This window comes from Acinetobacter sp. ESBL14 (genome assembly GCF_036668815.1).
In the GTDB taxonomy this organism is placed as follows: domain Bacteria; phylum Pseudomonadota; class Gammaproteobacteria; order Pseudomonadales; family Moraxellaceae; genus Acinetobacter; species Acinetobacter gyllenbergii.
This window is the reverse complement of the sequence record NZ_JAZEVS010000001.1, coordinates 1,564,090-1,590,090: the sequence shown is the minus strand read 5'-3', so window position 1 is coordinate 1,590,090 and position 26,001 is coordinate 1,564,090. Positions and strand designations below refer to the sequence as shown.

Genomic DNA, 26,001 nt, shown 5'->3' with positions numbered 1-26,001 from the left:
AATGAATAGACGTACTTATCGTTTAGAAGAAATTGCTCACCTTGTTCAAGGTGAGCATTTCGGTGAAAAAGACTTTCAAATTTCTAATTTGGCAAGTTTGGAACATGCGCAAAAACAACATATCTGTTTTGTGAATGGTGAGAAATACTTGGCGCAAGCCGAAGCAAGCCATGCTGGTGTGTACATTGTCACCGCGGCCCTCAAACAACAACTTACAAGTAAACAAAATTTTATTGTTGTTGATAATCCTTATCTGGCTTTTGCCACCTTAACCCATGTATTTGAAAAAAAGATAACTCAACGCGGTATTGAACGTACAGCCCAGATTCATCCTTCAGCAATCATTGCTGATGATGCTTATGTCGGGCACTATGTGGTGATCGGTGAAAATTGTGTGGTGGGGAACAATACCATTATTCAAGCGCATGCATTTCTCGATGATCATGTTGAGATTGGTAAAGATTGCTTTATTGATGCACATGTCACCATTACAGGGGCGGCTAAACTAAAAGATCGTGTTCGTATTCATGCGAATACTGTGATTGGGTCAGAAGGTTTTGGTTTTGCGCCTTATCAGGGCAAGTGGCATCGTATTGCTCAATTGGGTTCAGTTCGTATTGGAAATGATGTTCGAATTGGTTCAAATTGTAGTATTGATCGTGGCGCATTGGACGATACGATTTTGGCTGATGGTGTCATTATTGATAACCTTGTGCAAATTGCTCACAACGTCCAAATTGGAGAGAACACTGCGATTGCTGCAAATTGCGGAATTGCAGGAAGTGCGAAAATTGGCAAAAACTGTATCATGGGTGGCGCATCAGGCGTGGTTGGACACCTTGAAATTACTGATAATGTCACACTTACAGCAATGTCAATGGTCACAAAAAATATTTCTGAGCCAGGAACGTATTCTTCTGGGATGGGTTTGTTTGAAAATAGTCATTGGAAAAAGACAATTGTCCGTCTGAGACAATTAGCAGATGTGCCATTGACCCAAATCACTAAAAGGCTTGATCATATGCAAGCTCAATTAGAGTCCCTTGAATCAACCTTTAAGTTACGTAAATAATTTATTATGACTGAGTCTACATCTCCAGCATTTACAATGCCTGAATTACCCATGGATATTCTTACGATTCGTGAATATTTACCGCATCGTTATCCATTTTTATTAGTCGATCGTGTTACAGAAGTAACTGAGAATAGTATTGTCGGTTATAAAAACGTCTCGATTAATGAAGAGTTTTTACAAGGGCATTTTCCAACTTATCCAATTATGCCGGGTGTGCTGATCATTGAAGCCCTAGCACAAGTTTCTGGTATATTGGGTTTTGTACTTACCAATCAAAAGCCAAAAGCAGGTTCTTTGTTTCTTTTTGCGGGTGCTGAGAAAATCAGATTTAAAAAACAAGTTGTTGCGGGTGACCAGCTTATCTTAAAATCTGAACTTGTGATGCAAAAACGTGGCATTTACAAGTACAATTGTACCGCTAGTGTTGATGGCAAGGTTGCCGCGACAGCAGAGATTATTATTTCCCACCAGAAAATAGAGCAGACATGAGTAGTCAAAATTTAATACATCCTACAGCAATTATTGACCCGTCTGCAGAAATCGCTTCTGATGTACAAATTGGTCCTTATTGTATTGTAGGTCCAAATGTAAGTATTGACTCTGGTACAAAATTACATTCACATGTTGTTATTGGTGGTTTTACGCGAATTGGTAAAAATAATGATATTTTCCAATTCTCGAGTATTGGTGAAATTTGCCAAGATTTAAAATATCAAGGCGAAGAAACTTGGTTAGAAATTGGTGATCATAATTCGATTCGTGAGCATTGTACCTTGCATCGCGGTACCGTTCAGGATCATAGTTTGACCAAGATTGGTAGCCATAACCTATTAATGGTGAATACACATATTGCACATGACTGTGTTATTGGCAATCATAATATTTTTGCAAATAATGTCGGTGTGGCTGGGCATGTTCATGTTGGCGACCACGTGATTGTTGGTGGAAATGCTGGTATTCATCAATTCTGTAAGATTGACTCTTATAGCATGATCGGCGGAGCTGCTTTAATTCTTAAAGATGTACCTGCTTATATTATGGCTTCTGGTAATCCTGCACGTGCCTTTGGTATGAATATCGAAGGAATGCGTCGTAAGGGCTGGTCTAGAGATACCATTCAAGGTTTAAGAGAAGCGTATAAGCTGATCTACAAATCTGGTCTAACGACAGAACAGGCAATTGAACAAATTCGTAATGAAATTCTAGTAAAAACACCTGAAGCGCAACTGTTTATTGATTCTTTAGAACAATCAACACGCGGTATTGTGCGTTAATAACTGAGCAGAAAAGAAAAAAGACACCGCGGTGTCTTTTTTTATAACTTTAACTTTCTTGTTCAATAAACTGCTGACGATATTGCTTCGGAGAGTGTTCAAAGGTTCGCTTGAATGCCTGACTAAACGCTGTTTCTGAAGAATAGCCAACTTTATTGGCAATTTGTTGTACAGAATAATTACTTTTACGTAGATACTGGCTGGCTAAACGCATACGATGCTGTTGTAAGTAGGCGAGAGGAGACTCACCAATTACTTCATGGAAGAGGCTGGCAAACTTTGAGCGTGACATACAGCATTGTTCTGCCAATGATTCAACTGTCCAAGCATCTTCAGGATGATTATGGATTGCAGCAAGGCTATTACTCAGTTCAGGATGGTTGAGTGCACTGAGCCAACCATGTTGAGTCGAGATCTGTTGGATATGATCTCGAATACATTTGATCAATAAGATATTCACCAGATGATCAATAATAATATCGCGACCTGCCTGGATATTTTGGGTTTCTAAGGCCAAAAAGTGTAAGCCGATTTGCAGCCATTCAGGTGCATTGGTATCTCCATGTTGAAGATGGATAATTGATGGTAAAGCCTGAATAAAAGGCTTGGCCATAATGGTGTCAATTTGGCAACGTATTGTTAGAATCAGATTTTTTTCGGATGAGTGTGTACCGAACTCAATAGCATCTTCTTTATGACCATTGAAAAACTTTGAAATATCAACAGCATCAACCAGTTTGGTAATCGCATTATCTGCACCTGTATGTGCTTTGCCAGATGGAATAACCACAATTTCACCAGCATGTGCAGTTAAACTATTGTGCGCGTCAATTTGAATAAAAACAGAACCAACTAAAACAATATGAACAATTAAGGCGGTTTGATCTTGGCAGATAAAACTCCATTCTCCTTGAGTTTTCAAGTAGAGATATTCAGTGTGATTTAAATGAATATCAGCAAATATTTTACTTAAAGCATCCATATGATTTTTTAACGATGTATTCATTTAAATTATAGAGAGCTGTGCCAATAACTCAATATGTGTTTTTAGGACAAAAACAGGGTGGATGATGCCAAAGACTTTGACATAGCTTTTTTGGACGCTTGCAACTGTCATGAAAGCCATAATTCTTGAAAATATGTATATATATACAAAGACATGGATATGATGATGAATGCGCCAGTAAATGTTGAACAAGAACTTACGCCAGTAAGCATTCCAAAGTCAAAAACGGAGTTGGATCGTAAACGTTATTTATGGGCCATTAGCCCAGCTTTGCCTGTAATCGGAATTGGGATTTTAGCAGCTTATCAATTTGCGCCGCGCCCATTGAAAAAAATCTTCGCTTTAGGTGGCCCAATCGTTTTACACATCGTCATTCCGACGATTGATACCATTATTGGTAAAGATGCCAATAACCCAACTGATGAAGATATTCGACTTCTTGAGAAAGATCCGTACTATTCGCGTTTGGTGAAAAGCTTTATTCCATTGCAATATGCGGCTAATGTGTATGCGTGTTATTTAACCAGCCGTAAAGAAACATCGTTTCTTGATAAGATTTTTCTTGGTATTTCAATGGGTGCCATCAATGGAATTGCGATCAACACTGCACATGAGTTGAGTCATAAACATGATCGTATTGACCATATTTTGTCGCATTTAGCCCTCGTGCCAACAGGTTATAATCATTTCCGAATTGAACATCCTTATGGCCACCATAAACGTGCTGCGACACCTGAAGATCCAGCATCTTCACAAATGGGTGAAACATTCTACGAGTTCTGGCCACGTACCGTGATTGGTTCTTTTAAATCAGCCATTGAGATTGAAACCAATCGTTTAAAACGTAAAGGTAAAGAATTTTGGTCAACTGAAAATGAACTCTTGCAAGGTTGGGGCATGAGTGCAGCTTTTCATGCATCGATGGTCGGTTTGTTTGGTAAAGGGGTTATTCCTTATTTAGCGACTCAAGCATTCTATGGCATTAGCTTGTTTGAGATTATTAACTATATCGAGCACTATGGTTTAAAACGTCAGAAAGATAAGAATGGTAAGTATGAGCGGACCATGCCAGAACATAGCTGGAACAATAATAATATTGTGACTAACTTATTCTTGTATCAATTACAGCGTCACTCTGATCATCACGCTTATCCGACACGTCCGTTCCAAGCATTACGTCATTTTGATGAAGCGCCTGAATTGCCAAGTGGTTATGCAAGTATGTTATTACCTGCATTAATTCCACCACTATGGTCAAAAATGATGGATAAGCGTGTCTTTGATCACTACAAAGGTGATTTAAACAAAGCCAATATTTTCCCAAAACGTCGTGCAAAACTGTTTAAGAAATTTGGTGTAGTCGATCAATCTTTGCAGCAAGCTCAAATTGAAGCCGCGACTGCTGAATAATCCAAGAAGCCTCCCAAAAGTAAGGCACTGATGAGTCATCATCAGTGCCTTTTTATTTTCTTGTATTAAAACTTTAACCAAGTAAGGATTTTAAATTTTCTTGCTGTATACCTATGTATAACTTAAAAATAATCTTGTAATCAATTTTATGAGGCGATGATGACAAAACATTATGATTATATTGCAATAGGTGGTGGTAGCGGCGGAATTGCATCGGTTAATCGTGCGGCAATGTATGGCAAAAAATGCGCATTGATCGAAAAAGCAGAGATTGGTGGAACATGTGTCAATGTAGGCTGTGTTCCTAAAAAAGTCATGTGGTATGCAGCTCATGTAGCTGAGTCAATTCAAAAGTATGGGCCTGATTATGGCTTTAACAGTAAAGTTGAGTCATTTGATTGGCAGGTTTTGATCAAGAATCGGCAGGCCTATATTGATCGAATTCATCAATCTTATCAAAATAGCCTAAGCAAGAATAATGTTGATCTTATTCAGGGATCTGCTTATTTTATTGATAAAAATACCATTGAAGTCAACGGTGAGCGATTCACAGCGGATCATATCTTAATTGCAACAGGGACACAGCCTTCATTACCTGATATAGAAGGTGTTAAATATGGGATTGACTCAAATGGTTTCTTTGAACTGACTGCTTTACCAAAAACCACAGCCGTGATTGGTTCAGGTTATATTGCGGTTGAATTGGCGGGTGTGCTGAACGCTTTAGGTTCTCAGGTTGGATTGTTTATTCGTAAAGATTTACCTGTAAGACGTTTTGATTCGTTTTTAAGTGAAACTTTGGTTGAGGTCATGCAAGCCGATGGCATCACTGTACATACCCAAGCCGTACCTGAAAAAGTCACAAAAAATGTGGATGGTTCCGTGGTACTGCATTTAGAAAATGGTGAAAGCCATAGCGTAGATTGTCTGATCTGGGCAACGGGTCGAGAACCCAATACTGCACGTTTAAACTTGGACAAAGCGAATGTTCAGCTTGATGATCGTGGTTATATTCAAGTCGATAAATTCCAGAATACCTCACAAAAAGGTGTCTATGCTGTCGGGGATATTACAGGGAAAATGGAACTGACACCGGTCGCGGTTGCCGCTGGACGTAGACTGTCTGAACGACTCTTCAATCAGAAACCAGATGAGCATTTAGACTACGACAATATTCCAACCGTGGTGTTTAGCCATCCACCGATTGGAACGGTGGGGATCACTGAGAAAGAGGCAATTGAACAATATGGTCAGCAGGCGGTCAAAGTCTATAACTCCTCATTCACTGCCATGTATAGTGCCATTACCCAACATCGCCAACCGACCAAAATGAAATTGGTTTGTGTGGGGGATAATGAAAAAATTGTGGGTATCCATGGCATAGGTTTTGGGATGGATGAAATTTTACAAGGTTTTGCTGTTGCCTTAAAAATGGGGGCAACCAAGAAAGACTTTGATAATACAGTTGCAATTCATCCAACCTCAGCCGAAGAGTTTGTCACCATGCGCTAGTGTCTTATCTGTGTGGTCATTTCGCTCTCTTATAATTGAGAAATGACCACTTTAAGACCATTGGGGGCGTTTTGGCTGAACCTGATTGTGAAGCCATGTTTTTCCAATAGCAACTTTACCAATGCTAACCCGAGTCCATGACCGTTGTTGTATGCAGATTTACGCCAAAATCGTTGTGTAAGTAAACTAAGATCATGGTCGTTTAAACCATGACCTGTATCACTAATCACTAAATCATGTGTTTGCATATAGATTTGAATTGGGGCTTGCGCGTGTAAATACGAATTTTCAATTAAATTTTTAAGCACAATCTTTAGAGCTTCATCAGGGAGTTTCAGTAGAGATAAACTATTCCAATCAACTTCTAATTGCTGTGGTAGGTCGTGATATTTTTGCTCGAGTTCATTGATCACCTGTTTGAGGCTAACAGTAACATCGACTCTATTCAGCTCTGGTTGAACAAGTGTCTCTGTTTTACTTAACAAGAGTAATTGTTCCAAAAGTTGTTCATATCGCTGGATGCTGAATTCTGCTTGTTCTAAATTATTCAGCAGTTTTTGCTGATCTTGCCGAGATTGCATCAGCATCAGTTTACTTAACTGCACATGGGTTTTAATGGCAGTGAGTGGACTACGCAGTTCATGTGCAGCAAATGCACTAAAGCTTTTTTCATTTTCCAGGCTCTGATGCAAGTTGTGTACAAGCGCGAATATGCTGTCTACAAAGGGTTGAATTTCTTTTGGAATATTTTCAGTGTTTAAATCGAGTAGATCGGTTGCTGCTGCTGAAGAATGTTGGTCTTGTTGTTTTCTCAGGCGTTGTGCAATGTGATCCAGTGGTAGAAACTCGACACGAATAATCCATAAGATCAAAAGAATACATAGAATTAAAGTAATGATTAAAGGCATCAGCACAGATTGTAAAATTTGTTTGAGCAAGGAGTAGCGTAGTTGTAATTTTTCCGCAGTGACGACTCGTATTTGGCCCTTTTGCAGGACATAACTACGCCAATCAATGCCATTTTCCTGCCAAGTACTAAAGCCTGCTTTTCTGCTGGTTAAACTGGGTGAACCTTGGGTTCTTACTAAAACTTGTTGGTCTTCTGCAGGGTCATAACTCGAAAGTGAAACCTCACAGACGATTAAATTTTGCGGATTATGTTTTTGTTGTACTGAATCCAAGCTATTCATGATTTGATCAACAGGGAGTTGTTGAATTAAATGGGCAACCATTAATGCTGAAGCTGAAAGCCGCTCATCTAAGGTCTGTTGTAGGCGTTTTTCCAGATCGACATAAAGCCAATAAAATACCAAAGACCACAGCAGAATAAATACAAAGCAAATCGTGGTGACTAATCGCCATTTTAAACTGTAATTTTTCATATGCTTTGCTCAGGCACTTTGAACAGATAACCTACACCCCGAATGGTTTGAATGATGTCTGGGTGAATTTTTTGCCTTAAATGGTAAATATGGACATTAATTGCATTACTTTCGATACTGTCCTGAAAACCATAAACTTTATCAATGAGATGCTCATTTTTAAGGATCTGGTTTGGGTAGAGCATAAACGTTTCAAGCAAGCTGTATTCACGGCGAGAGAGGTTGAGCAATTGATCTTGGTAATAGGCTTGTTGCGTATCTTGATGCAGTTTTAAATCGCCTATCTGTAAGATGTTCGAGGAATAGCCGCGGTTCCGTCTTGCTAAAGCATGGACTCTGGCAATCAGAATAGGCAAATCAAAAGGTTTGGTCAGATAGTCATCCGCACCTGTATTGAGGGCTTCAACACATTGCTGCGTTTGATTACGTGCTGTAAGAACCAGAACAGGTACGTGCAAACCGTCTTTTCGCCATGTCTGTAAGAGCTCCAATCCATCTTGGTCGGGTAAGCCCAAATCCAATAAACATAAATCCACCGCGCTGTTTCGAATAAAATAATCCGCAGCTTTGGCAGTATTGACATGTTCAACCGAAATATTTAGATAATCCAGTGCGGCGACAATCCCTTGTGCGATATAGGGGTCATCTTCAACAAGTACGACAAACATGGCTTTTCCTCAATCAGTGTACTCATTTTACAAACAAATACAGCTGTTAATGTTCTCTTAATTTTGTCTATTTGATAATGCCTGCATATTGAATTTTAGACCTATTGTTATGCGATTTCATTTTTTAACCGCTCTATTTCTTGGGCTAAGTAGTGGCACATGGGCTGCTTCAGACTTTCTGCCGCCAGATCAAGCATTTAAATTTGAAGCCAGTTCTATTTCTAAAGATACTGCAGAATTAAAATGGGACATTGTGCCCAAATATTATCTCTATCATGATCAATTCAAAGTCATTTCGAATGGGAAAAATATTCACTTAAATTTGCCAAAAGGGCAGCAAAAAGATGACCCTACCTTTGGCCTAACCGATGTCCACTACAATAACGTGACTGCGGAATTTAAGGTACAGCCGAATCAAAAATACCAGATTCAATGGCAAGGCTGTGCCGATGATGGGCTTTGTTATCCTGTACAACGAATGACGATTCAGACGGACGACACTGGTTTGTTACCACAGACTAAGCCCGTATCTTCTCAAACCAATTTGGCACTTTTAGCGCAAACACCGCAAAAGACCACACCAGATTCAGTTCTGCGCGATGAGCCTGCAAAAACAGCACCAATCGCGCCGAAAGCAGTACCAGCCCTTACTGATGCTGAAAATGTTCAGCAAAAGGCTGAGCTGTCGGATGCAGACCAGATTGAAAATGTCATAGAGAATGACAGCAATAGCAGCGTTGTTTCAGCAGCGAAATCGAGTTCTCTTGCTCAATCGATATCTGAGCAAAGTTTCAAACAGGACTGGAATAATGATCAGTTTTTTCTGCATTTATTGTCTAGCCAAACCGTCTGGATCAATATCCTTGTTTTCTTGGGGCTTGGCATCTTATTGGCATTTTTACCGTGTTCCTTGCCTTTAATTCCAATTGTTTCAGGAATTTTAGTTCAGCAGAAGAAAGGACACCGCGCTGCATTAATTGCGATCACTTTCGTAGTCAGTATGGCATTGGTCTATGCGTTGATGGGGTTGGTGGTGGCTCAGCTTGGCTTTAATATTCAGCGCTGGTTTCAAAACCCAGTTTTCATCAGCCTATTTGTACTGATGTTTATTGTGTTTGCATTGAACCTGTTTGGTCTTTATCAATTATCTTTACCTCAGGCCTTATTACAACGTCTAGATCGGCTGCAACAATCACAGAAGGGTGGAACCTTTATTGGTGCGGGTGTGATGGGGGCAGTATCTGCTTTAATCGTGGGCCCATGTATGAGTGCGCCACTTGCAGGCGCTTTACTTTATGTTTCACAACTTGAACATGGCTGGTTAGGTGGGCTTTACTTATTCTTGATGGGTCTGGGAATCGGAATTCCTTTGTTTATTGCCAGTGTATTTGGGGCAAAGTATTTACCTAAACCTGGATTATGGATGGAGCGATTAAAATTTAGCTTTGGTTTTGTAATGCTGGCAATGGCGATTTATTTTGCTCGTCCATTACTGGGAAATGCAATCTATCATTCTGCTTTTGCCATTGTACTGTTTGTCGCTGCAGGATACTTAATCACAATTCTGCGACACATCATGAAATTAACGCATCGATTGCTGATACTTGCTGTGATTAGTGTTGTGGCTGCAACAGGCACATGGCACGCACATCTTGCACTATCATCTTTGAGTCAACAACAGGTGTCCAGCTTACATCAATGGATTGTGGTGAGAAATCAACAAGAGTTACAGCAAGCCTTGTCAGCTCATCCTGATCAGCCAGTTCTAATCGATGTTTATGCAGATTGGTGTGTTGCTTGTCAGCCGATTGAACGTCAAGTGATTCCATCAGTAGAGGTACAAGCCGCCATTGCCAATGTTGTCAGAATTAAATTGGATTTAACCCATTATGAAGCGTCTCAAGACCTAATTTTAAAGCAACGTCAAATTTTAGGGCCGCCAACGGTTTTATTTCTGAATGAACAGCATGAGGAACAGCGAAATTTACGTTTAACCGGCACATTTACTGCCCATCAGTTGGTTCAGAATGTTAAGCAACTGTCTGGAGTGCAACCATGATGATGTCTTCAGAGGCACTACATATCGGTGGGTTTATAGTGCCATGGTCATTACTGAGTATTTTACTGGGATGGTTCGCTGTATATTTATGGGGAATGTACCTCAGTCGAAAGAATCAATGGTCTGAAAATGCTTGGCAGCACTATAAAGATTCGCTTTGGTCAGCTGTATTGATTGGGTTGATTGCGGCAAGAGCCGTTTTCGTACTGATACATGCGGATGCCTACTTTTCACATCCGATTGATATTATCAAGATTCAGGATAAAGGCTTTAGCCTCTTTGCGGGCATGATGGCTGCCGCTGCGTGGTTTATTTGGAAAAATCGCGCTTTAAAGTACAAGATGCTAGGCAGTAGTTTACTGGTCTTTATTGCGGTACAACTTGCAAATCTAGCCTTACTTAAGCCTTTTCAAGTCCAAGCTGAATATCCAGCACTTAGCTTTAATAACTTGCAACAGCAACCACAGGCTTTAACCCAATTTATTGGGCAACCTACTGTGATTAATTTGTGGGCAAGCTGGTGTCCGCCGTGTCATCGAGAAATGCCTGTGTTGTACCAAGCACAACAAGATTATCCAAATATCCATTTTGTCATGCTCAATCAAGGTGAAACCACGGATGTCATTAAAAATTATCTCAGCCAGCACCAGTTCAATTTTAAAAACGTTTTAGCCGATCCAAATGGCGAAATGGCACAACAAATGAAGATGTATGGTATGCCCAGTACTTTATTTTTCAATGCTCAGGGGCAACTCGTAGAGCGGCATATGGGGGAACTTAGTCCTGCAATGCTGAAACAATATCTGCAAAAAATTACTCAACTACGTGAGGTATCTTCTCAATGAACCTGAATCTTAAACGTTTAGCTGCTGTTGCTCTCGCATGCTTTACAGCGCAAGGATTTGCCGCAGTCCCAACCATCAAACAGAAACTGGAAAAAGACGGATTTAGCTTTGTTAAACAAATTGAAGCACCTGCCCAAATGACAGGCTGGGCTGGACATATGCAACAAAATCCAATGACGGTTTTTATTTCGAATGACAATAAATATTATATCGTTGGGGATTTGCACAATGCCAAGGGGGATAATTTAACCGTTGATGCGCTGAATACGCATGTCAAACAATCGGTTTTGGATGATGTTTGGAAAAGTTTGGAAAAATCGGCTTGGATTCAGGATGGTAATGTCAAAGCACCACGGATTATTTATGTCTTCTCTGATCCAAATTGTCCATATTGTCATACATTTTGGGAAAAGGCTCGTCCTTATGTCAAAGCAGGCAAGGTGCAACTGCGCCATATCCAAGTCGGGGTGATCCGTGCGGAAAGCCGAGGACAGGCTGCCACGCTTCTGGCTGCATCCAATCCACAGCAGGTTTTTGAAGCATTTAATGCGGCGAAAGGGAAACAAAAATTGAAAGAATTAAAACCGATTCCAGCGCATCTTGCAGAAAAATTGGAATCGAATGAAGAAATGATGAATAAATATGGTTTTTATGCCACACCAGCTTTAGTCTGGAAAAATAGTCAAGGTCAAATGGAAACAGCGCAGGGCTTACCTAAGGATTTAAAACATGTTTTTGAATAAAAATCGATGAATAGAAATACCGATTTATATGGCGATACATCAAATAAAAAGGACGTTATCAAAACGTCCTTTTTAGGTTATTGCCGATTCAAAATTATTTTAGTTCACTTGATGATTTACCCAATTCACGGCGGGCAATGATCAATTGCTGAATCTGTTGCGTACCTTCAAAAATATCCAGAATTTTTGAGTCACGCGCCCATTTTTCCAATAATTCATCTTCAGCATAGCCAACACTGGCTGCTAACTCCACACATTTGAGCGTGATTTCATTACCCACACGACCCGCTTTGGCTTTAGCAATCGATGCTTCTTTCGAATTTGGCTTTTTATTGTCTGCCATCCAGGTTGCTTTAATCATTAATAGACGTGCAGCTTCCCACTCAGCTTCCATACGATAGATTTGTGCTGCTAGATTTGAGGTCTGTAAGTAGGGAGTGGTGTAGTCTGGATCAAGCTGATCTTTGAAAATCTCTTTGATGCGTTCTAAGGATGCTTTGGCACAACCAACGGCCATGGCTGCGACTAGCGGGCGAGTATTATCAAAGGTTTCCATTACACCTGCGAAGCCTTTAGCCACATCAATTTCAGGGTTTCCCAATAAATTAGCAGCGGGCACACGACAGTCGATAAAGCTGATTACCGCGGTATCTGAGGCTTTAATGCCCAGTTTGTGTTCAAGACGCTCAACTTTCATGCCTGCTGTGCCTTTTGGTACCACAAAAGACTTGATCGCAGCACGACCTAATTTTTTATCCAAGGTTGCCCAGACCACAACCGAATCAGCACGGTCACCCGAAGTGACAAAGATTTTTTCGCCATTCAGGATATAATCATCGCCATCTTTGGTTGCTGTGGTGCGAATCGCAGCTGAATCTGAACCACAACCTGGCTCGGTAATTGCCATGGCTGCCCAAGTGCCTTTGAAGCGTTCCAGCTGTTCATCATTGGCGACTGCTGCAATCGCAGAGTTGCCCAGACCTTGGCGGGGCATACTCAATAATAGACCCGTATCGCCATAACACATTTCAATGATGCCGAGTGCCGCAGACATATTGCCGCCGTTTACAACAGCGTCCAGATTAGCTGTTCCACGTTTACTGGCATTAGCAGCACCAACACCTTCGCCACTTTCATTCATGCCATCCAGTAAAGCCGCAAGCATATCCAGCTCTTTGGGATAGGCATGTTCAGCTTTATCGTATTTACGTGAAATCGGACGGAGTACATTGAGTGCAGTTTCGTGTGCCTGATCAACCAGCATTTTGAATTTTTTCGGATTTTGTAAATTCATTATTGTTCTCCAAAATTAAGCATGTAAGCCAGAATGCAAGATTGCAGTCGCACGAAGATCACGATACCAGCGCTCAACAGGATGTTCTTTGGTAAAGCCATGACCGCCAAGAATCTGAACGCCATCTGTGCCCATTTTCATTGATTTTTCAGCGCAGAGCAGGCGAGCAAGATAGGCTTCACGATGGAACGGTTTGCCAGCTTCTGCCAAACTCGCAGCATTTAAAACCAGCATACGCATCGCATCAATTTCAATCGCCATATCTGCAATCATGAATGCAACACTTTGACGATGAGAAATGGGTTCTCCGAAGGCAGTACGTTCATTGGCATATTTAATACAGTAGGTTTTGATTGCTTCACAAGTCCCAATCGCCATAGCACACCACATCAAGTTACCTAGATCGACAAAGGCGGTGTAATCAAAATCAGCATCGCCTAAGCGTAAGGCTGGCGTTTGATTAAATTGAAGAGTCGCCGTTTCAGCAGCTTTTAGACCCATTGCAGGGTTGGCTTTGATGGCAATCGTTTCATTGGATTGCACCACGAAAATATCAGCTTGACCGTTAAACTCCGCACTGACCAAGAACACATCGGCAATATCACCTAAAAGCACTAAGCTCTTTTCACCCGTAATATAGAATTGTCCATTGGCTTCAGATGCCGTGGTTTTTAACTGGTATGGGTTAAAAGCAGGGGTTGCCTCCTGAAAGGCAAACGTCGCCGTAACATCAGTATCTTCTGCAAACACCGGTAAGTACATGGATTGAACTTGAGTTGAACCCCAACGGGTTATTGCATTGATGACACTAAAGGTACTCAGCAAACCTGCGGTCAGACTGAAATCACCCTTCGCCAAGCTTTCTGCAATTAGAATATTACTCACAATATTTTGTTCTGCTGCCACACCACCCAATGCTTCTGGCAACGCATAATAGTTGAGCCCCAAATCAACCAAATGTTGCCACAGTTCTTCTGGGAATTGAGCATGATGATCTGCATCATGTGCCAATGTGTAGAGCACTTCTTCAGCAAATTGTGACATAGCATCAACCGTCATTTGCTGTTCTTCAGTCAAACTGAGATCAAACAGATTTTTGTTGCTCTGATTTGGAAGACGCTGTTTATCGATTGGTTGTGGCTTAAATGCTTTTTGTGTTTTATTGAGTACTTTAAAGCCTGTTTTTGAACCTTGATATAATGATTTCTCTACAAATTTTCTTAATTTGAGTTGATCAAGCATTTCGCTTCCTGCGAGTTTGGTGATCAAAGATAGCCCAAGACCTTGAGCCTTATTCATCATATTAGACATGATTTTATCCTAGAGGATGGTTGTAAATTTATGCTGACATGCTCCTGCTCAAAAAACTATGTCTTGTTTGACATGCCGATTGGAGAAAGATAAAGGGTGAAATAGCCGTTTATTGTTTTTTATCATATTGTTTTTTAAATATTAAAAAAAATATGGGCGAAATTGTTTTTTTTAAAATTGACCAAAATGACAGAGCACTGATGTTATTGAATCGTTGTATGATCACTGGGTCATATCGGAATGGCTGCCAGTGATCATGGTTTCAACTTAGAAGCGTTTACTATAATTCACGAATAAACGGTCCTCACCAAAGTCATTACCGTGTTTCACATCATAGTCAATGCGAATGTATTGCAGTGCAAAGCCTTTGAGATAGGGCTGTTGAAAGGCATAGTTAAGAATGAGATTGGATTCAGTCTCATGATTTTTCTCACCATTGGTTGCTTTAAAATCATGACCATAGACATATTTCACCATCGCATTTAGCCCAGGCACGTAGTCCTTAAAATCATAGCCATACATCAGGTGATAAGACTTTTCATTCTTTTTAAAGAAGCCTGTGGCATTCCAGTTAATAAAATAGGTTTCAGGCAGAAAACCGTCAGGCAGCGGATAAGCGGACTCACCCATAATCTGCTGATAACCTAAACCAAAAGACTGATTTTTAACTTTGAGCATTTCCAGAATTCCAATATTTTGGGCATCAATATCAAAGTTATTGCCATCATTTTTGGCATTGAAATACTTGAACTTGGAGTTAAGGCTGAAATTTGGCTGCTTCCATGTATGGTCTAAGCCTAGATAGTGCTTGTTATACAAGTCCTCTAAATTAGCAAAGTAATATTCTGCTTTAAGGGATGGGGTGAACTGATAGCGTAAATCTAGATAATTTAAACCATCGGAATATTCAGTTTTGCCATTGGCAGTAAAGGAAAACTTGCGAAAATCCTCTTCATTGCGAGGAGATACTTTGGTGACTCGCCCAATTTCGGCATAGAGTTGATCAGAGAGTTGCGACTTTAAGTTGGCTCCCCAATAGGAAGCGAGTAACTGGCGGCTGTTATCAACTGCGGTGACTGGCAGATCAAGCCATAATTCACCAATACTGAACAAGGTTTTGTCATAACCCAGTTTAAGCGCTGCTCCATATTTTAAAAAGTCAGATGCTTGTGATTGGGTTTGTGTGTCAAATGGTAAGACGGTATCGGCTACATGCTTATCTTTACTTAAACGCACTGCATATTGAACAGAAGCATCTGCACCAATTGTGACGGGCTTATCTGCGATTTGTAGGGGTGTATCCTGCATATTTGATTTGTAGAATAAAGACGCTGCTTGTGACCAGCTACCTGTATCTTTGAGGTTTGGGTTGTCATAGTCGCGGTTGATATAGGCATTTTTCAGGGTCAATTTCCACTCTTCCTGAGTAGATTTGCCGTTTTCAGCAGCAACAACTATCGGGCTGAAGAATCCAAGCATGACGAATAAAATTGCTGCTCTTAAGTATAGCGGGTTAAATTTATGTACGTGATTCATCATCCATATCCAATTTTAGTACGCCATCCCTCGGCGCTATTATTTTAAAATTCAGATTGAGCACCTTCCTTCATATAGCTTGAAGGAAGGGAGGTAACAACTTTTAGCCGAGTTGTTCGTGTTTGATGCTTTCACGATAATATTTGCAGCCTTTGTAGAGCAGAAATACACCGAGTAAGCCTGCAACTGCATTTACAATTGAGATGGAGTTACCCACCATCAATGTATTTTGAAAATATTTATCTGTTAATAGCGCAACAGCGGTTGTACCTACACCTAAAGCAATCAAATTTGAAACCAGTAGAAATTTTGCTGAGATCTGAGCACGTAATTGGTTCGGGGTAAGCATTTGAGTTGCAGCAGCCGACGCAGGAATCGGAAAGGTTGAGAAAAACATAGCCACAAAAATTAAGGCAAAGGATAAGTACATATTATCGACTTGGGTAAACAGCACACTTGGGACAATAAGTGCTGCACAGCCGATCATTCCTGCTCGAATCGCTGCATCGCTATACCCCTTTTTAGAGAAATGATCGATGAGCCATCCGCAAAATAGAGCTCCAGCCGTATTTGCAACCAAAATAATACTGCCGAGGATGTAGCCTGTTTGGCTGGCGTCTAGACCAAAGTGTCGCATGTAAAATGCTGGCGCCCATCCAAGTAGCGAGTACAGCATCATGGTATAGAACGAGAAACCAATAAAGTGGCAAAAAAAGGTCTTTCTGTGTGTGCGAATAAAAGCAATTGAGTTTTTAAATGATGCTTGGATTAGCTGCCCGTTTTGATCAACTTTCAAGCCTTTTCGTATGGGTTCCTTTACCGTTAAAATCATAACTAAGGCGAGTAAAACACCTGGAAGTCCGACGATAAAGAAAGTGAGTTGCCAGGTTTTTAATTGCCCAATGACTGGCAGGACGACTGAATCAACATTTTTTAAAAGACTAATCACATAACCGCCAATTAAAAAAGCCAGACCAGAGCCAATAAAAGCACCAATCGCATATAGCCCTAACGCACGACCTAGTTTCTCTTTGGGGAATAAATCGGTCACGATGGAGTAAAAAGCAGGAGATAATGCAGCTTCGCCAGCACCTACACCTAATCGTGCGAGAAACATCTGAGCAAAGTTTTTGCTTAAGCCACATGCGGCTGTTGCTAAGCTCCAAAATGCGATGCCGATGGAAATAATCTTAATCCTTGATTTCTTATCAGCGAGTGCGGCAATCGGGATGCCCATAAAGGCATAGAACAAAGAAAAAGCCAGACCCTGCAATAGACTAAATTGAGTGTCAGACAGCATTAGGTCATGTTTAATCGGTTCGATCATCAAGGATAAAATTTGACGATCTACGAATGAAAGAATATAAGCCAACATGCAAATCACGACGACATACCATTGGTAGCCATAACGTTCGGGTTCTAAATGCTGCTCTGGATGTATTTGAATCACTTGTTCAGGCGATAGCTCTGCCTTTTGCTCATTCCTGAGCATGCTTTCTGGGTGGTTATCATTCATTCTGCATCTTCCTATGATGACTGAGGATTAAGTGATACTAAATAATTTTTATTTTTATAATTTAGTGTCATTTTTAGTCTATTTTATTTTATGGATTCGATTCAATAGCTATTCTTAAATAAAGCTTAATTTTTAATTTGACTGAAAAAAAATAGAATGATTTTTACAGAGAATAAGAAATCTATATTGAGGTTGGTTTTATTTTTATTATTGTTATTATTGTATTTATTTTAATTATTTTATTGAATTTTCATGTTTTTATAAAATGTAAATAAACATTGCATTGGCTGTGGGAGATTTTTATTTTAAAAATGTATAGGCGTGGCTATTTATATTATTGTTAAAATAATTTTTAAAGTGATTCTTGGATTATATAATTTAAGAAAATATGTAATTAAATCTTAATTAAGATATTTAGCCTAATCCTTCGGTCAGAATCACCATATATTCACCTGCCAAATCACGATGCTTTTTGGCCTGTTGATAGGCATCACTGTGATACCAATTTTGTGCTTCCTGCATACTACTAAATTTAATGATGGCAACGCCGTCGCTTTCGATATTCTCTAATGCAATAGACTGACCATAAAAAACAATCGGTTCAGCTGCAAAACCTTGGCTCGCTTGACGTGCCAAAGTGGTATAGGTCTTCATTTCATCTTGGTTTTTTAATTGCGTACGAATAAGAATGATATAGGCACTCATGGATTTTCCTGAATTGAGTTTATTTTTAACACAGCATATCTCGAATATTGTTGATGGATACGCAATGGGATCCATCAACGTACTTAGTTTAAGCTGCGCGGGCAACCAAAGTTAAAATATCATAGGTTGCAACCAGTTCATCACGTTGATTTTTGACTTTGATATCCCAAACCACAACACCGTGTTCGGGTTGAGATGGATCTTTTTGTGGTTTAGGGGTTTTCTGTTTGCAGGTCAATTCAACCCGAATAGAATCACCGATTTTGACAGGCTCAACAAAACGTAAATTATCCATACCATAGTTAGCAATCACAGGGCCTTGTGCGGCATCGACAAATAAACCTGCTGCGGCAGAAACAATGAAATAGCCATGTGCCACACGCTCACCGAAGAAAGAGTCTGCTGCCGCGATTTTATCGGTATGCGCATAGAAATAGTCTCCACTGAGGCAGGCAAAATTAACAATATCGGCTTCAGTCACGGTACGACGTGCAGTCAATAAACGCTCACCAATGACCAGTTCATCAAAATCCTTTTTAAAAGGATGGACGCGGTCTTGCTTGATGTTTGAACCCGCGGTCCATGAATGCGTCACTTGAGTAAGGCTGTTCGGTGAACCTTGAATCGCCGTCCGTTGCATATAGTGTTTGACTGCGCGAATTCCTCCTAGTTCTTCACCGCCACCAGCACGACCAGGTCCGCCATGAATCAAATGAGGCAGTGGTGAACCATGTCCTGTACTTTCTTTGGCTGATTCTTCATCCAGAATGTGTACACGACCATGCCATGGCGCAATTTTTTGAATGATCAATTCGACATTCTCATCACTATTCTTTACCACAGAGGCGACCAGACTACCTTCACCACGCGCCACAAGATCGGAAAGTTCGTCAATTGATTGATAAGGCATCAAGGTACATACAGGGCCAAAAGCTTCAGTGGTATGTACCAAGCTTGCCTGTAGTGGTTGCTCACACAATAACAAGGTCGGTGGGAAGAATACACCTTTCTCAGGATGGTCAGCATTGATTTTGAAAGTTGTCTCGTCACCAAATACAATTTTGGCTTCTTTCGCCAGTTCTGCAACTTTCGCAGCTACATCCAGTTTTTGTTTAGGGCTGGCCAACGCGCCCATAGTGGTGTCTTGTTTTTGTGGATCACCTACGACGACTTTTGCTAGTTTAGCGCTGAGTTTTTGCTGCACTTGTTCAAGAAGTGCTTGAGGTACAAAGGCACGACGAATCGCGGTACATTTTTGTCCTGCTTTGGTGGTCATTTCACGAAATACTTCGCGTACAAATAAATCTATAGTCGCCTCATTTGCCGATGGACTGAGAATCGCACTGTTTACCGAATCAGCTTCCATACTAAATGGAATTGAATATTTGTTCAGATGGGAGTGGTTGCGGAGTTTTTGGCCAGTATAGGCTGAACCCGTAAAGGTGACACAGTCCTGTGGGCCTAAGTGATCAAAAAGATCATCAATTTGTCCACAAATCAGTTGTAGTGATCCTTTCGGTAGAATTTGCGTATCTTCAATCGCTTTAACAACTGCTTGGGTGAGTTGAGCACCATCAGTGGCGGGTTTGACGATACAAGGCACACCCGCCAATAGCGTTGGCGCAATTTTTTCTAGCATGCCCCAAATCGGGAAGTTAAAGGCATTGATATGTATTGCGACACCTGCTTTAGGACTCAGAATATGCTTGGCACCAAAAGTGCCGTTTTTAGAGAGCTGAATCCAGCTATCCTCTGTAATAATTTTTTCGTCATTGAGTTCGCGGCGTACCAGACTTGAATAGGCAAATAAGGTTTGGATGCCACCCTCGATATCAATCCAAGCATCTTTACGTGTCGCACCAGTGGCGTAGGCAAGCGTATAGAACTGTTCCTTTTGCTCGAGTAGCTGTTGGGCAATTTGTTTTAAGGCATTGGCACGTTGATGAAAGGTCCAGTTTGCCAGCTCAGTACCATGCTGTTTGGCATATTGCACGGCTTGATGCATGTCGATGCCATGACTGCTGACGCTATAGATCGGTTCGCCAGTAATGGCATGTACAACAGTACGTCTTTCTTCATGGCTTGAATGCCATGTTCCATAAACATAAGAAGCCAGTTGTGGCAGCTGTTGAGTTGAGGTTTGGTATTCGGTGTCCTGTGCTATTTCTTCACGTTGTGCTTGTTCAAGCATAATCAAACTCCATTTTTATGTGATACATCAATTATAAAAATACTTAAAATATGATTCATAATTTCATCTTGATTCAGCAAAAAGTCAACATTATTTTGTTTTTATTGGGGGGTTAAATTTTAATTTATTTTAATAGTTTTAAATAAAACAATAATTTGTCCGTAATTTTTTGATTGATTTTAATTTGATACAAAAATATTAATTGACTTTGTTTTTTATGTATCGAAAAATAGATTCATGGATGGAATTCTCAAGAGAATCTACAAATGGAAAATAAGTATCAGAAATTTGAGCACAATATAGCCAATGACATCACCATCGAAGCCAAAGATGAAATGCCTGAGGCGTATCGCAAAACCTTGATTCGTCAGATTGGGCAGCATGGTCATTCAGAAATTGTCGGTATGCTCCCAGAAGGCAACTGGATTACCCGTGCGCCGACCTTGAAACGTAAAGCCGTATTATTGGCAAAAGTTCAGGATGAGGCAGGGCACGGTCTTTATCTTTACAGTGCTGCAGAAACCTTAGGTGCAGATCGCGATGAGATGATGGAAAAATTGATTGATGGAAAAATGAAATATTCCTCAATCTTTAATTATCCAACCATCAGTTGGGCCGATGTAGCAGCAATTGGTTGGTTGGTTGATGGTGCTGCAATTGTGAATCAGGTGGCCTTATGCCGTACCTCTTATGGTCCTTATGCACGTGCCATGGTACGGATTTGCAAAGAAGAAAGTTTCCATCAACGCCAAGGTTTTGAAGCCATGATGGCATTGGCGGCGGGTTCACCCGAACAAAAACAAATGGCACAAGATGCGGTGAATCGTTTCTGGTGGCCTGCATTGATGATGTTTGGCCCAAGTGATGATCATTCTCCTAATAGTGCGCAAAGCATGGCATGGGGAATCAAGCGCTTTAGTAATGATGAGTTACGTCAAAAATTTGTCGATAACACTGTGCCACAAGTGTTGCAGCTCGGTCTAACGGTACCGGATGCTGATTTGCAGTGGAATGAAGCAACAGGTCATTACAGCTATGGCGAGATTGATTGGCAAGAGTTCAATGAAGTGATTGCGGGTCGTGGCCCTTGTAATCATGAACGGATCGAAGCACGCCGTAAGGCTTGGGAAAATGGCAAGTGGGTGCGAGATGCGGCCGTGATTTATGCCAAAAAGCAGCAAAACCAAGTGGGCAAAGTTGCTTAAACAAGATTTAGGGAAAAATTTGAGGATATTGAAATGGAAAATAACAACAATTGGTCGCTCTATGAAGTGTTTGTGCGTAGTAAACAAGGTTTAAGCCACCGTCATGTGGGTAGTTTAAGAGCCCCAGATGATGAAATTGCACTGCAACATGCGCGTGATGTCTATACCCGCCGCAATGAAGGCATTAGCATCTGGGTGGTTCGTTCAGAACTGATTAAATCCTCACAGCCAGATGAAAAAGCAGAGTTTTTTGAACCTGCATTGGACAAAGTCTATCGTCATCCGACTTTCTATCATATCCCTGATGGCATTGAGCACATGTAAGGGAGGATGCAAATGAATAATCCTATTTTATCTAAGTTCTTATTACATATCGGCGATAGCCAGTTGGTATTGGCGCAACGTTTAGCGGAATGGTGTGGTCATGCGCCAGAGTTGGAAATTGATATTGCTTTGGCCAATATCGGTCTGGATTTACTGGGACAATCCCGAAATTTCCTGACTTTGGCTGGCCAATACGAAGCTGAAAAACGTGATGAAGATCAACTGGCCTATTTCCGCAATGAACGTGAGTTTTTTAATTTATTGCTATGTGAACAACCGAATGGTGATTTTGCACAGACCATCGTTCGTCAATGGCTGATCGATCATTACCATGTGTTGTTGTTAACGGCTTTAACTCAATCCGCAACAGCAGAAGTCGCGGCATTGGCGGTGAAATCTTTAAAAGAAGCCAAGTATCACATTCGTTTTTCCACTAGCTGGATGGAGCGTTTGAGTCTTAGTACAGCAGAAGCGCATCAACGTATACAACAGGCTTTAGACAATTTGTGGCGTTTTAGTGCGGAACTGTTCGAGTTGACGAGCGAAGAACAGGAGCTGGTTGAGCAAGGCATCATTGCTGATTTTTCCACTGAAAAAGCGCAGTGGGAGCAAATCGTTATAGCGGAATTGAAGCGTTTTGAATTAACGATTCCTGAAAATGGTGCCTATCGCCGTGGGGCCAAACAAGGTTTGCATACCGAGCATTTGGGTTATCTGTTGGCTGAAATGCAATCTATTCAACGCAGTTATCCTGAGATGAGTTGGTAGCACAAGGAGTATCAGCATGCAGATGATTCGTCATTGTATTGACCAATGTTGGGATGTTTTACAAAAGGTCAGCGATCCAGAAATTCCGGTATTGTCCGTTGTGGATCTGGGCATGATTCGTGGCGTGGAACTCAATGAGCAGCAAGAAATTATTGTTCGATTGACCCCGACCTATAGTGGTTGCCCAGCCACTGACTTATTAAAAGCACAAATAGTCGAAGCCTTGGCGGCAGAAGATTTGACCCCTGCAAAAGTCATGATTGATTTATCAGAAGCGTGGACCACGGACTGGATGTCGGATGCAGGTAAGCAGAAGCTGCAAGCCTATGGTATTGCGCCACCAGAAGGGACTGCACAGCTATGCGGAACACATGTGCATCTGAGTGATGGTGTGGTCTGTCCTCACTGTAAAAGCCGCGACACTCGATTGCTGACAGAGTTTAGTTCGACTGCCTGCAAAGCACTGTACAAATGTCGGGACTGCCTTGAACCCTTTGATTATTTTAAATGTATTTAAAGTCTTGGATAAGGAAATCAGCCATGAGCCAATTTATTCCATTAAAAGTAAAAACAATTACACCTCAGACCGATCAGGCGATCTGTATTGCTTTTGATTTGGTCCCTGAACAACAGCAACAGTTCCAATTTCAGCCGGGCCAGCATCTGACCATTCGTCATTTAACCGAAGCTGGAGAAATTCGCCGTTGCTATTCCATCTGTAGTTATGCGCCTAAAGAAGATATTAGCATTGCAGTCAAAAAGATTGATCAGGGCCAGTTTTCCCATTGGGCCAATGAGCATTTAAAAGTCGGTGATGTACTGGAAGTGATGCCGCCACAAGGGGTGTTTTTTCAGAAGGCAGCACGCACAGGTGGTCAGTCCTATTTGGGTATTGCTGCGGGAAGTGGCATTACCCCAATTCTTTCCATCATCAAACAGGTGCTGTTTGAGCAAGCATCGGCAAATTTCACCTTGTTGTATGGCAATCGTTCGTGGAAACAGACCATGTTTTCCGAGCAGATTATGGATTTAAAAGACCAGTTTAAAGAGCGTTTTCAACTGATCAATATTTTCTCACGCGAGTTCAATGACAGTGAGTTATTGAATGGTCGTATTGATGAGAACAAGCTCAAACAGTTATTTGAACATGAAGTGTTAGAACCCAACTTTGACCATGTCTTTGCCTGTGGTCCAGATGAAATGATGGACACCGTTGAAAGCCTCTTTCCTATGTATGGTGTGACCAAAGAGAAGATTCACACGGAACGCTTTAATACGGGGCATGTGCGCAAACGTCCAACTGAAACCGATGCCAACCGTAAAGAAGAAAAAGTCAACATCGTACTCGATGGACGAGAGTTGATCGTTGCTGTGGGGCAAGAGGACGAAAGCATTCTGGATGCAGCATTACGTGCAGGTGCAGATTTGCCTTATGCCTGTAAAGGTGGGGTCTGTGCTACCTGTCGCTGTAAGGTACTTTCAGGTGAAGTGGATATGTTCCTGAATTATAGCCTTGAAGACGATGAAGTGGAAAAAGGCTATGTACTGAGCTGCCAGACTTTGCCGAAAGGCGCGAATGTGCGTTTGAGCTTTGATGAGTAGAGAGAAAGCGATGCAAACATTGATTCAGGTTGAAACACCGCTTGAGGGTGTCATGCTGCTCAGCTTAAACCGTCCAGAAAAACGCAATGCTTTGAATAATGCCACTTTACAGGGTCTATGTGAGCTGCTGGAACAAGCAGAACATAATCCTGAGGTGAACGTGGTTGTACTGACGGGCAATCGTAATTGTTTTGCTGCAGGTGCCGATCTGAGTGAATTGGCAGAAATGGATGCAGTGGCTTTACAGCTCGATATTCGCCCAAAGTTATGGCAGAAGATCGACAGTTTTACCAAACCTATCATTGCCGCAGTAAATGGTTATGCCTTGGGTGCAGGCTTTGAACTGGTGTTGCATTCTGACATGGTGATTTGTGGTGAAAATGCCAAATTTGCTTTGCCAGAGATTGGTTTGGGCATGTTACCTGGTGCAGGTGGTACCCAACGTCTTGCGCGTTTAGTGGGGCAGCAACTCACCATGCGCTGGGCAATGACAGGTGAAATGATCTTAGCTAAACAAGCGCAGCAGTATGGGATTTGTAGTGAAGTGGTGCCGACTGTACTCACGGTGGAATACGCCATTCAACTGGCAAGCAAGATTGCCAAACAAGCTCCCTTAGCGATTCGCGTGATCAAACAATCGATCAAAAGTATTCATGAGACCACCTTAAGTCAGGGACTGAAATCCGAACGGCAAAATTTTGTTTGGTTGGCAGCAACCAAAGATCGAAATGAAGGCATTAATGCATTTTTTGAAAAAAGAAAACCAGTGTTTAGAGGTGAGTGATGGACTATAAAAATATTATCGTGGAAGAAAAAAATGCGGTGGGTTATTTAAGCTTTAATCGTCCCCAAGCATTAAATAGCTTTAACGTCGAGATGCACCGCGAGGTCGCCGAGATTCTGAATCTGTGGGCAAAAAAACCAGAAGTTCGCTGCATCGTGATTAGTGGTGAAGGCCGTGGTTTCTGTGCAGGTCAAGATCTTGGAGACCGTGTGGTTGATCCAAATGCTGCGGCGCCTGATTTGGGTTACTCGATTGAAACCTACTATAACCCGTTGATTAGAACCCTCGTAAATATGCCGAAACCTGTGATTTGTGCGGTGAATGGTGTAGCTGCAGGGGCAGGTGCCAATATTGCCTTGGCCTGTGATCTGGTGATTGCCGCCAAATCTGCCAACTTTGTACAAGCATTTTGCCGTTTAGGCTTGGTTCCTGACTCAGGTGGAACTTGGTTCTTGCCACGTGCAGTCGGTCATGCACGTGCTATGGGGCTCGCATTGCTGGGTGACAAATTACCAGCGGAAACTGCCAAAGAATGGGGCATGATCTGGGATGTGGCTGAAGATGGTGAATTGAAAAGCAAGGTCACTGAACTGGCAGAACGTTTAGCCAAGCAGCCGACCTTTGGCTTGTCATTGATTAAAAAGGCCATCCATCAATCCAGTAATCATAGTTTTGATGAACAGATGCACTTGGAACGAGACCTACAGCGTATTGCTGGGCGTTCGGAGGATTATCGTGAAGGGGTTCAAGCCTTTATGAATAAGCGTGAGCCAAACTTTCAGGGGCGTTAA

The 26,001-nt window shown here is 41.4% G+C and carries 24 protein-coding genes; 15 read left to right on the top strand and 9 right to left on the bottom strand.

Annotation, left to right across the window (positions count from 1 at the left end; genetic code table 11):
* Window position 1: 1 nt before the first annotated feature.
* Genes lpxD through lpxA form a run of 3 tightly spaced genes read left to right on the top strand, consistent with a single transcriptional unit; the run spans window position 2 to window position 2,349 of the window.
* The gene (gene lpxD, locus V6E90_RS07820) at window positions 2-1,072 is read left to right on the top strand and encodes a UDP-3-O-(3-hydroxymyristoyl)glucosamine N-acyltransferase (RefSeq protein ID WP_065343848.1); all 1,071 of its coding nucleotides are present in this window, start codon (window positions 2-4) and stop codon (window positions 1,070-1,072) included.
* A 6-nt stretch (window positions 1,073-1,078) separates the two neighbouring features.
* Window positions 1,079-1,564 (top strand): 3-hydroxyacyl-ACP dehydratase FabZ, encoded by a 486-nt coding sequence (fabZ, locus tag V6E90_RS07815; protein WP_004653316.1) that lies wholly within the window; start codon window positions 1,079-1,081, stop codon window positions 1,562-1,564.
* Entirely contained in the window at window positions 1,561-2,349 is a 789-nt protein-coding gene (gene lpxA / locus V6E90_RS07810; RefSeq protein WP_016540266.1) for an acyl-ACP--UDP-N-acetylglucosamine O-acyltransferase, read from the top strand. Before fabZ ends, lpxA begins: the two co-directional genes overlap by 4 nt.
* A gap of 49 nt (window positions 2,350-2,398) precedes the next feature.
* Here lpxA and V6E90_RS07805 read toward each other — a convergent pair whose 3' ends face one another.
* A complete protein-coding gene (locus V6E90_RS07805) occupies window positions 2,399-3,331 on the bottom strand; it encodes an AraC family transcriptional regulator (RefSeq protein ID WP_032860438.1) in 933 nt (310 codons plus the stop codon).
* 189 nt (window positions 3,332-3,520) lie between these two features.
* On the opposite strand from V6E90_RS07805, the gene V6E90_RS07800 reads away from it, so the two are divergent.
* Both V6E90_RS07800 and gorA read left to right on the top strand, forming a co-directional pair.
* Window positions 3,521-4,765, top strand: a complete 1,245-nt coding sequence (locus V6E90_RS07800; RefSeq protein WP_332605019.1) for an alkane 1-monooxygenase — start codon at window positions 3,521-3,523, stop codon at window positions 4,763-4,765.
* A 159-nt stretch (window positions 4,766-4,924) separates the two neighbouring features.
* A complete protein-coding gene (gene gorA, locus V6E90_RS07795) occupies window positions 4,925-6,277 on the top strand; it encodes a glutathione-disulfide reductase (protein ID WP_332605018.1) in 1,353 nt (450 codons plus the stop codon).
* Between the two features lie 29 nt (window positions 6,278-6,306).
* On the opposite strand, the gene V6E90_RS07790 is transcribed toward gorA, so the two are convergent.
* Together V6E90_RS07790 and V6E90_RS07785 are read right to left on the bottom strand one after the other, a co-directional pair.
* Window positions 6,307-7,659: an ATP-binding protein gene (locus V6E90_RS07790; protein ID WP_332605017.1), complete on the bottom strand. Its 1,353-nt coding sequence runs from the start codon at window positions 7,657-7,659 to the stop codon at window positions 6,307-6,309.
* Window positions 7,656-8,327 carry a response regulator gene (locus V6E90_RS07785; protein WP_016540260.1) on the bottom strand — a complete coding sequence of 224 codons (672 nt, stop codon included), beginning with the start codon at window positions 8,325-8,327 and terminating at the stop codon, window positions 7,656-7,658. The genes V6E90_RS07790 and V6E90_RS07785 overlap by 4 nt, the downstream gene beginning before the upstream one ends.
* Window positions 8,328-8,436: 109 nt before the next feature.
* Here V6E90_RS07785 and dsbD point away from each other — a divergent pair, with 109 nt between their 5' ends.
* The 3 genes from dsbD to dsbG are packed head-to-tail and all read left to right on the top strand — an operon-like array spanning window position 8,437 to window position 11,974.
* Window positions 8,437-10,386, top strand: a complete 1,950-nt coding sequence (gene dsbD / locus V6E90_RS07780; RefSeq protein WP_332605016.1) for a protein-disulfide reductase DsbD — start codon at window positions 8,437-8,439, stop codon at window positions 10,384-10,386.
* Complete coding sequence (locus V6E90_RS07775) at window positions 10,383-11,231, top strand: TlpA disulfide reductase family protein (protein WP_332605015.1); 849 nt, start codon at window positions 10,383-10,385, stop codon at window positions 11,229-11,231. Before dsbD ends, V6E90_RS07775 begins: the two co-directional genes overlap by 4 nt.
* On the top strand, window positions 11,228-11,974 hold the full coding sequence (gene dsbG / locus V6E90_RS07770; RefSeq protein ID WP_023269886.1) for a thiol:disulfide interchange protein DsbG: 747 nt from the start codon (window positions 11,228-11,230) through the stop codon (window positions 11,972-11,974). The genes V6E90_RS07775 and dsbG overlap by 4 nt, the downstream gene beginning before the upstream one ends.
* Window positions 11,975-12,068: 94 nt before the next feature.
* Here the strand turns inward: dsbG and V6E90_RS07765 are convergent, their stop codons facing one another.
* From V6E90_RS07765 to paaZ, 6 genes are all read right to left on the bottom strand, one after another.
* Entirely contained in the window at window positions 12,069-13,268 is a 1,200-nt protein-coding gene (locus tag V6E90_RS07765) for an acyl-CoA dehydrogenase family protein (protein WP_016540256.1), read from the bottom strand.
* 15 nt (window positions 13,269-13,283) lie between these two features.
* Window positions 13,284-14,570, bottom strand: a complete 1,287-nt coding sequence (locus V6E90_RS07760; protein WP_171068270.1) for an acyl-CoA dehydrogenase family protein — start codon at window positions 14,568-14,570, stop codon at window positions 13,284-13,286.
* Between the two features lie 276 nt (window positions 14,571-14,846).
* Complete coding sequence (locus V6E90_RS07755; protein WP_332605084.1) at window positions 14,847-16,058, bottom strand: OprD family outer membrane porin; 1,212 nt, start codon at window positions 16,056-16,058, stop codon at window positions 14,847-14,849.
* A gap of 160 nt (window positions 16,059-16,218) precedes the next feature.
* Window positions 16,219-17,631: a spinster family MFS transporter gene (locus V6E90_RS07750; RefSeq protein ID WP_332605013.1), complete on the bottom strand. Its 1,413-nt coding sequence runs from the start codon at window positions 17,629-17,631 to the stop codon at window positions 16,219-16,221.
* 414 nt (window positions 17,632-18,045) lie between these two features.
* Window positions 18,046-18,336 (bottom strand): DUF1330 domain-containing protein, encoded by a 291-nt coding sequence (locus tag V6E90_RS07745; protein WP_332605012.1) that lies wholly within the window; start codon window positions 18,334-18,336, stop codon window positions 18,046-18,048.
* Window positions 18,337-18,424: 88 nt separating this feature from the next.
* Complete coding sequence (paaZ, locus tag V6E90_RS07740; RefSeq protein ID WP_332605011.1) at window positions 18,425-20,527, bottom strand: phenylacetic acid degradation bifunctional protein PaaZ; 2,103 nt, start codon at window positions 20,525-20,527, stop codon at window positions 18,425-18,427.
* Window positions 20,528-20,793: 266 nt separating this feature from the next.
* On the opposite strand from paaZ, the gene paaA reads away from it, so the two are divergent.
* The 7 genes from paaA to paaG are packed head-to-tail and all read left to right on the top strand — an operon-like array spanning window position 20,794 to window position 26,001.
* The gene (paaA, locus tag V6E90_RS07735; RefSeq protein WP_016540251.1) at window positions 20,794-21,732 is read left to right on the top strand and encodes a 1,2-phenylacetyl-CoA epoxidase subunit PaaA; all 939 of its coding nucleotides are present in this window, start codon (window positions 20,794-20,796) and stop codon (window positions 21,730-21,732) included.
* 33 nt (window positions 21,733-21,765) lie between these two features.
* Window positions 21,766-22,056, top strand: a complete 291-nt coding sequence (paaB, locus tag V6E90_RS07730; protein ID WP_004807366.1) for a 1,2-phenylacetyl-CoA epoxidase subunit PaaB — start codon at window positions 21,766-21,768, stop codon at window positions 22,054-22,056.
* 12 nt (window positions 22,057-22,068) lie between these two features.
* Entirely contained in the window at window positions 22,069-22,824 is a 756-nt protein-coding gene (paaC, locus tag V6E90_RS07725) for a 1,2-phenylacetyl-CoA epoxidase subunit PaaC (RefSeq protein WP_332605010.1), read from the top strand.
* A gap of 16 nt (window positions 22,825-22,840) precedes the next feature.
* On the top strand, window positions 22,841-23,341 hold the full coding sequence (gene paaD, locus V6E90_RS07720) for a 1,2-phenylacetyl-CoA epoxidase subunit PaaD (RefSeq protein ID WP_332605009.1): 501 nt from the start codon (window positions 22,841-22,843) through the stop codon (window positions 23,339-23,341).
* A 23-nt stretch (window positions 23,342-23,364) separates the two neighbouring features.
* Window positions 23,365-24,426 carry a 2Fe-2S iron-sulfur cluster-binding protein gene (locus V6E90_RS07715; RefSeq protein WP_023269883.1) on the top strand — a complete coding sequence of 354 codons (1,062 nt, stop codon included), beginning with the start codon at window positions 23,365-23,367 and terminating at the stop codon, window positions 24,424-24,426.
* A gap of 10 nt (window positions 24,427-24,436) precedes the next feature.
* Window positions 24,437-25,210 carry an enoyl-CoA hydratase-related protein gene (locus V6E90_RS07710; protein ID WP_332605083.1) on the top strand — a complete coding sequence of 258 codons (774 nt, stop codon included), beginning with the start codon at window positions 24,437-24,439 and terminating at the stop codon, window positions 25,208-25,210.
* Window positions 25,210-26,001, top strand: a complete 792-nt coding sequence (gene paaG / locus V6E90_RS07705; protein ID WP_065343863.1) for a 2-(1,2-epoxy-1,2-dihydrophenyl)acetyl-CoA isomerase PaaG — start codon at window positions 25,210-25,212, stop codon at window positions 25,999-26,001. Before V6E90_RS07710 ends, paaG begins: the two co-directional genes overlap by 1 nt.

Excerpts from the sequence above, each read along its gene's own strand:
- fabZ (WP_004653316.1), top strand. The coding sequence starts at position 1,079 with ATGACTGAGTCTACATCTCCAGCATTTACAATGCCTGAATTACCCATG.
- V6E90_RS07800 (WP_332605019.1), top strand. The coding sequence starts at position 3,521 with ATGAATGCGCCAGTAAATGTTGAACAAGAACTTACGCCAGTAAGCATT.
- paaC (WP_332605010.1), top strand. The coding sequence starts at position 22,069 with ATGAATAATCCTATTTTATCTAAGTTCTTATTACATATCGGCGATAGC.
- lpxA (WP_016540266.1), top strand. The coding sequence starts at position 1,561 with ATGAGTAGTCAAAATTTAATACATCCTACAGCAATTATTGACCCGTCT.
- gorA (WP_332605018.1), top strand. The coding sequence starts at position 4,925 with ATGACAAAACATTATGATTATATTGCAATAGGTGGTGGTAGCGGCGGA.
- V6E90_RS07710 (WP_332605083.1), top strand. The coding sequence starts at position 24,437 with ATGCAAACATTGATTCAGGTTGAAACACCGCTTGAGGGTGTCATGCTG.
- V6E90_RS07790 (WP_332605017.1), bottom strand. The coding sequence starts at position 7,659 with ATGAAAAATTACAGTTTAAAATGGCGATTAGTCACCACGATTTGCTTT.
- V6E90_RS07805 (WP_032860438.1), bottom strand. The coding sequence starts at position 3,331 with ATGGATGCTTTAAGTAAAATATTTGCTGATATTCATTTAAATCACACT.
- lpxD (WP_065343848.1), top strand. The coding sequence starts at position 2 with ATGAATAGACGTACTTATCGTTTAGAAGAAATTGCTCACCTTGTTCAA.
- V6E90_RS07750 (WP_332605013.1), bottom strand. The coding sequence starts at position 17,631 with ATGAATGATAACCACCCAGAAAGCATGCTCAGGAATGAGCAAAAGGCA.
- paaA (WP_016540251.1), top strand. The coding sequence starts at position 20,794 with ATGGAAAATAAGTATCAGAAATTTGAGCACAATATAGCCAATGACATC.
- paaB (WP_004807366.1), top strand. The coding sequence starts at position 21,766 with ATGGAAAATAACAACAATTGGTCGCTCTATGAAGTGTTTGTGCGTAGT.
- V6E90_RS07745 (WP_332605012.1), bottom strand. The coding sequence starts at position 18,336 with ATGAGTGCCTATATCATTCTTATTCGTACGCAATTAAAAAACCAAGAT.
- dsbD (WP_332605016.1), top strand. The coding sequence starts at position 8,437 with ATGCGATTTCATTTTTTAACCGCTCTATTTCTTGGGCTAAGTAGTGGC.
- paaZ (WP_332605011.1), bottom strand. The coding sequence starts at position 20,527 with ATGCTTGAACAAGCACAACGTGAAGAAATAGCACAGGACACCGAATAC.
- V6E90_RS07775 (WP_332605015.1), top strand. The coding sequence starts at position 10,383 with ATGATGATGTCTTCAGAGGCACTACATATCGGTGGGTTTATAGTGCCA.
- dsbG (WP_023269886.1), top strand. The coding sequence starts at position 11,228 with ATGAACCTGAATCTTAAACGTTTAGCTGCTGTTGCTCTCGCATGCTTT.
- V6E90_RS07760 (WP_171068270.1), bottom strand. The coding sequence starts at position 14,570 with ATGATGAATAAGGCTCAAGGTCTTGGGCTATCTTTGATCACCAAACTC.
- paaD (WP_332605009.1), top strand. The coding sequence starts at position 22,841 with ATGCAGATGATTCGTCATTGTATTGACCAATGTTGGGATGTTTTACAA.
- paaG (WP_065343863.1), top strand. The coding sequence starts at position 25,210 with ATGGACTATAAAAATATTATCGTGGAAGAAAAAAATGCGGTGGGTTAT.
- V6E90_RS07755 (WP_332605084.1), bottom strand. The coding sequence starts at position 16,058 with ATGCTTGGATTCTTCAGCCCGATAGTTGTTGCTGCTGAAAACGGCAAA.
- V6E90_RS07765 (WP_016540256.1), bottom strand. The coding sequence starts at position 13,268 with ATGAATTTACAAAATCCGAAAAAATTCAAAATGCTGGTTGATCAGGCA.
- V6E90_RS07785 (WP_016540260.1), bottom strand. The coding sequence starts at position 8,327 with ATGTTTGTCGTACTTGTTGAAGATGACCCCTATATCGCACAAGGGATT.
- V6E90_RS07715 (WP_023269883.1), top strand. The coding sequence starts at position 23,365 with ATGAGCCAATTTATTCCATTAAAAGTAAAAACAATTACACCTCAGACC.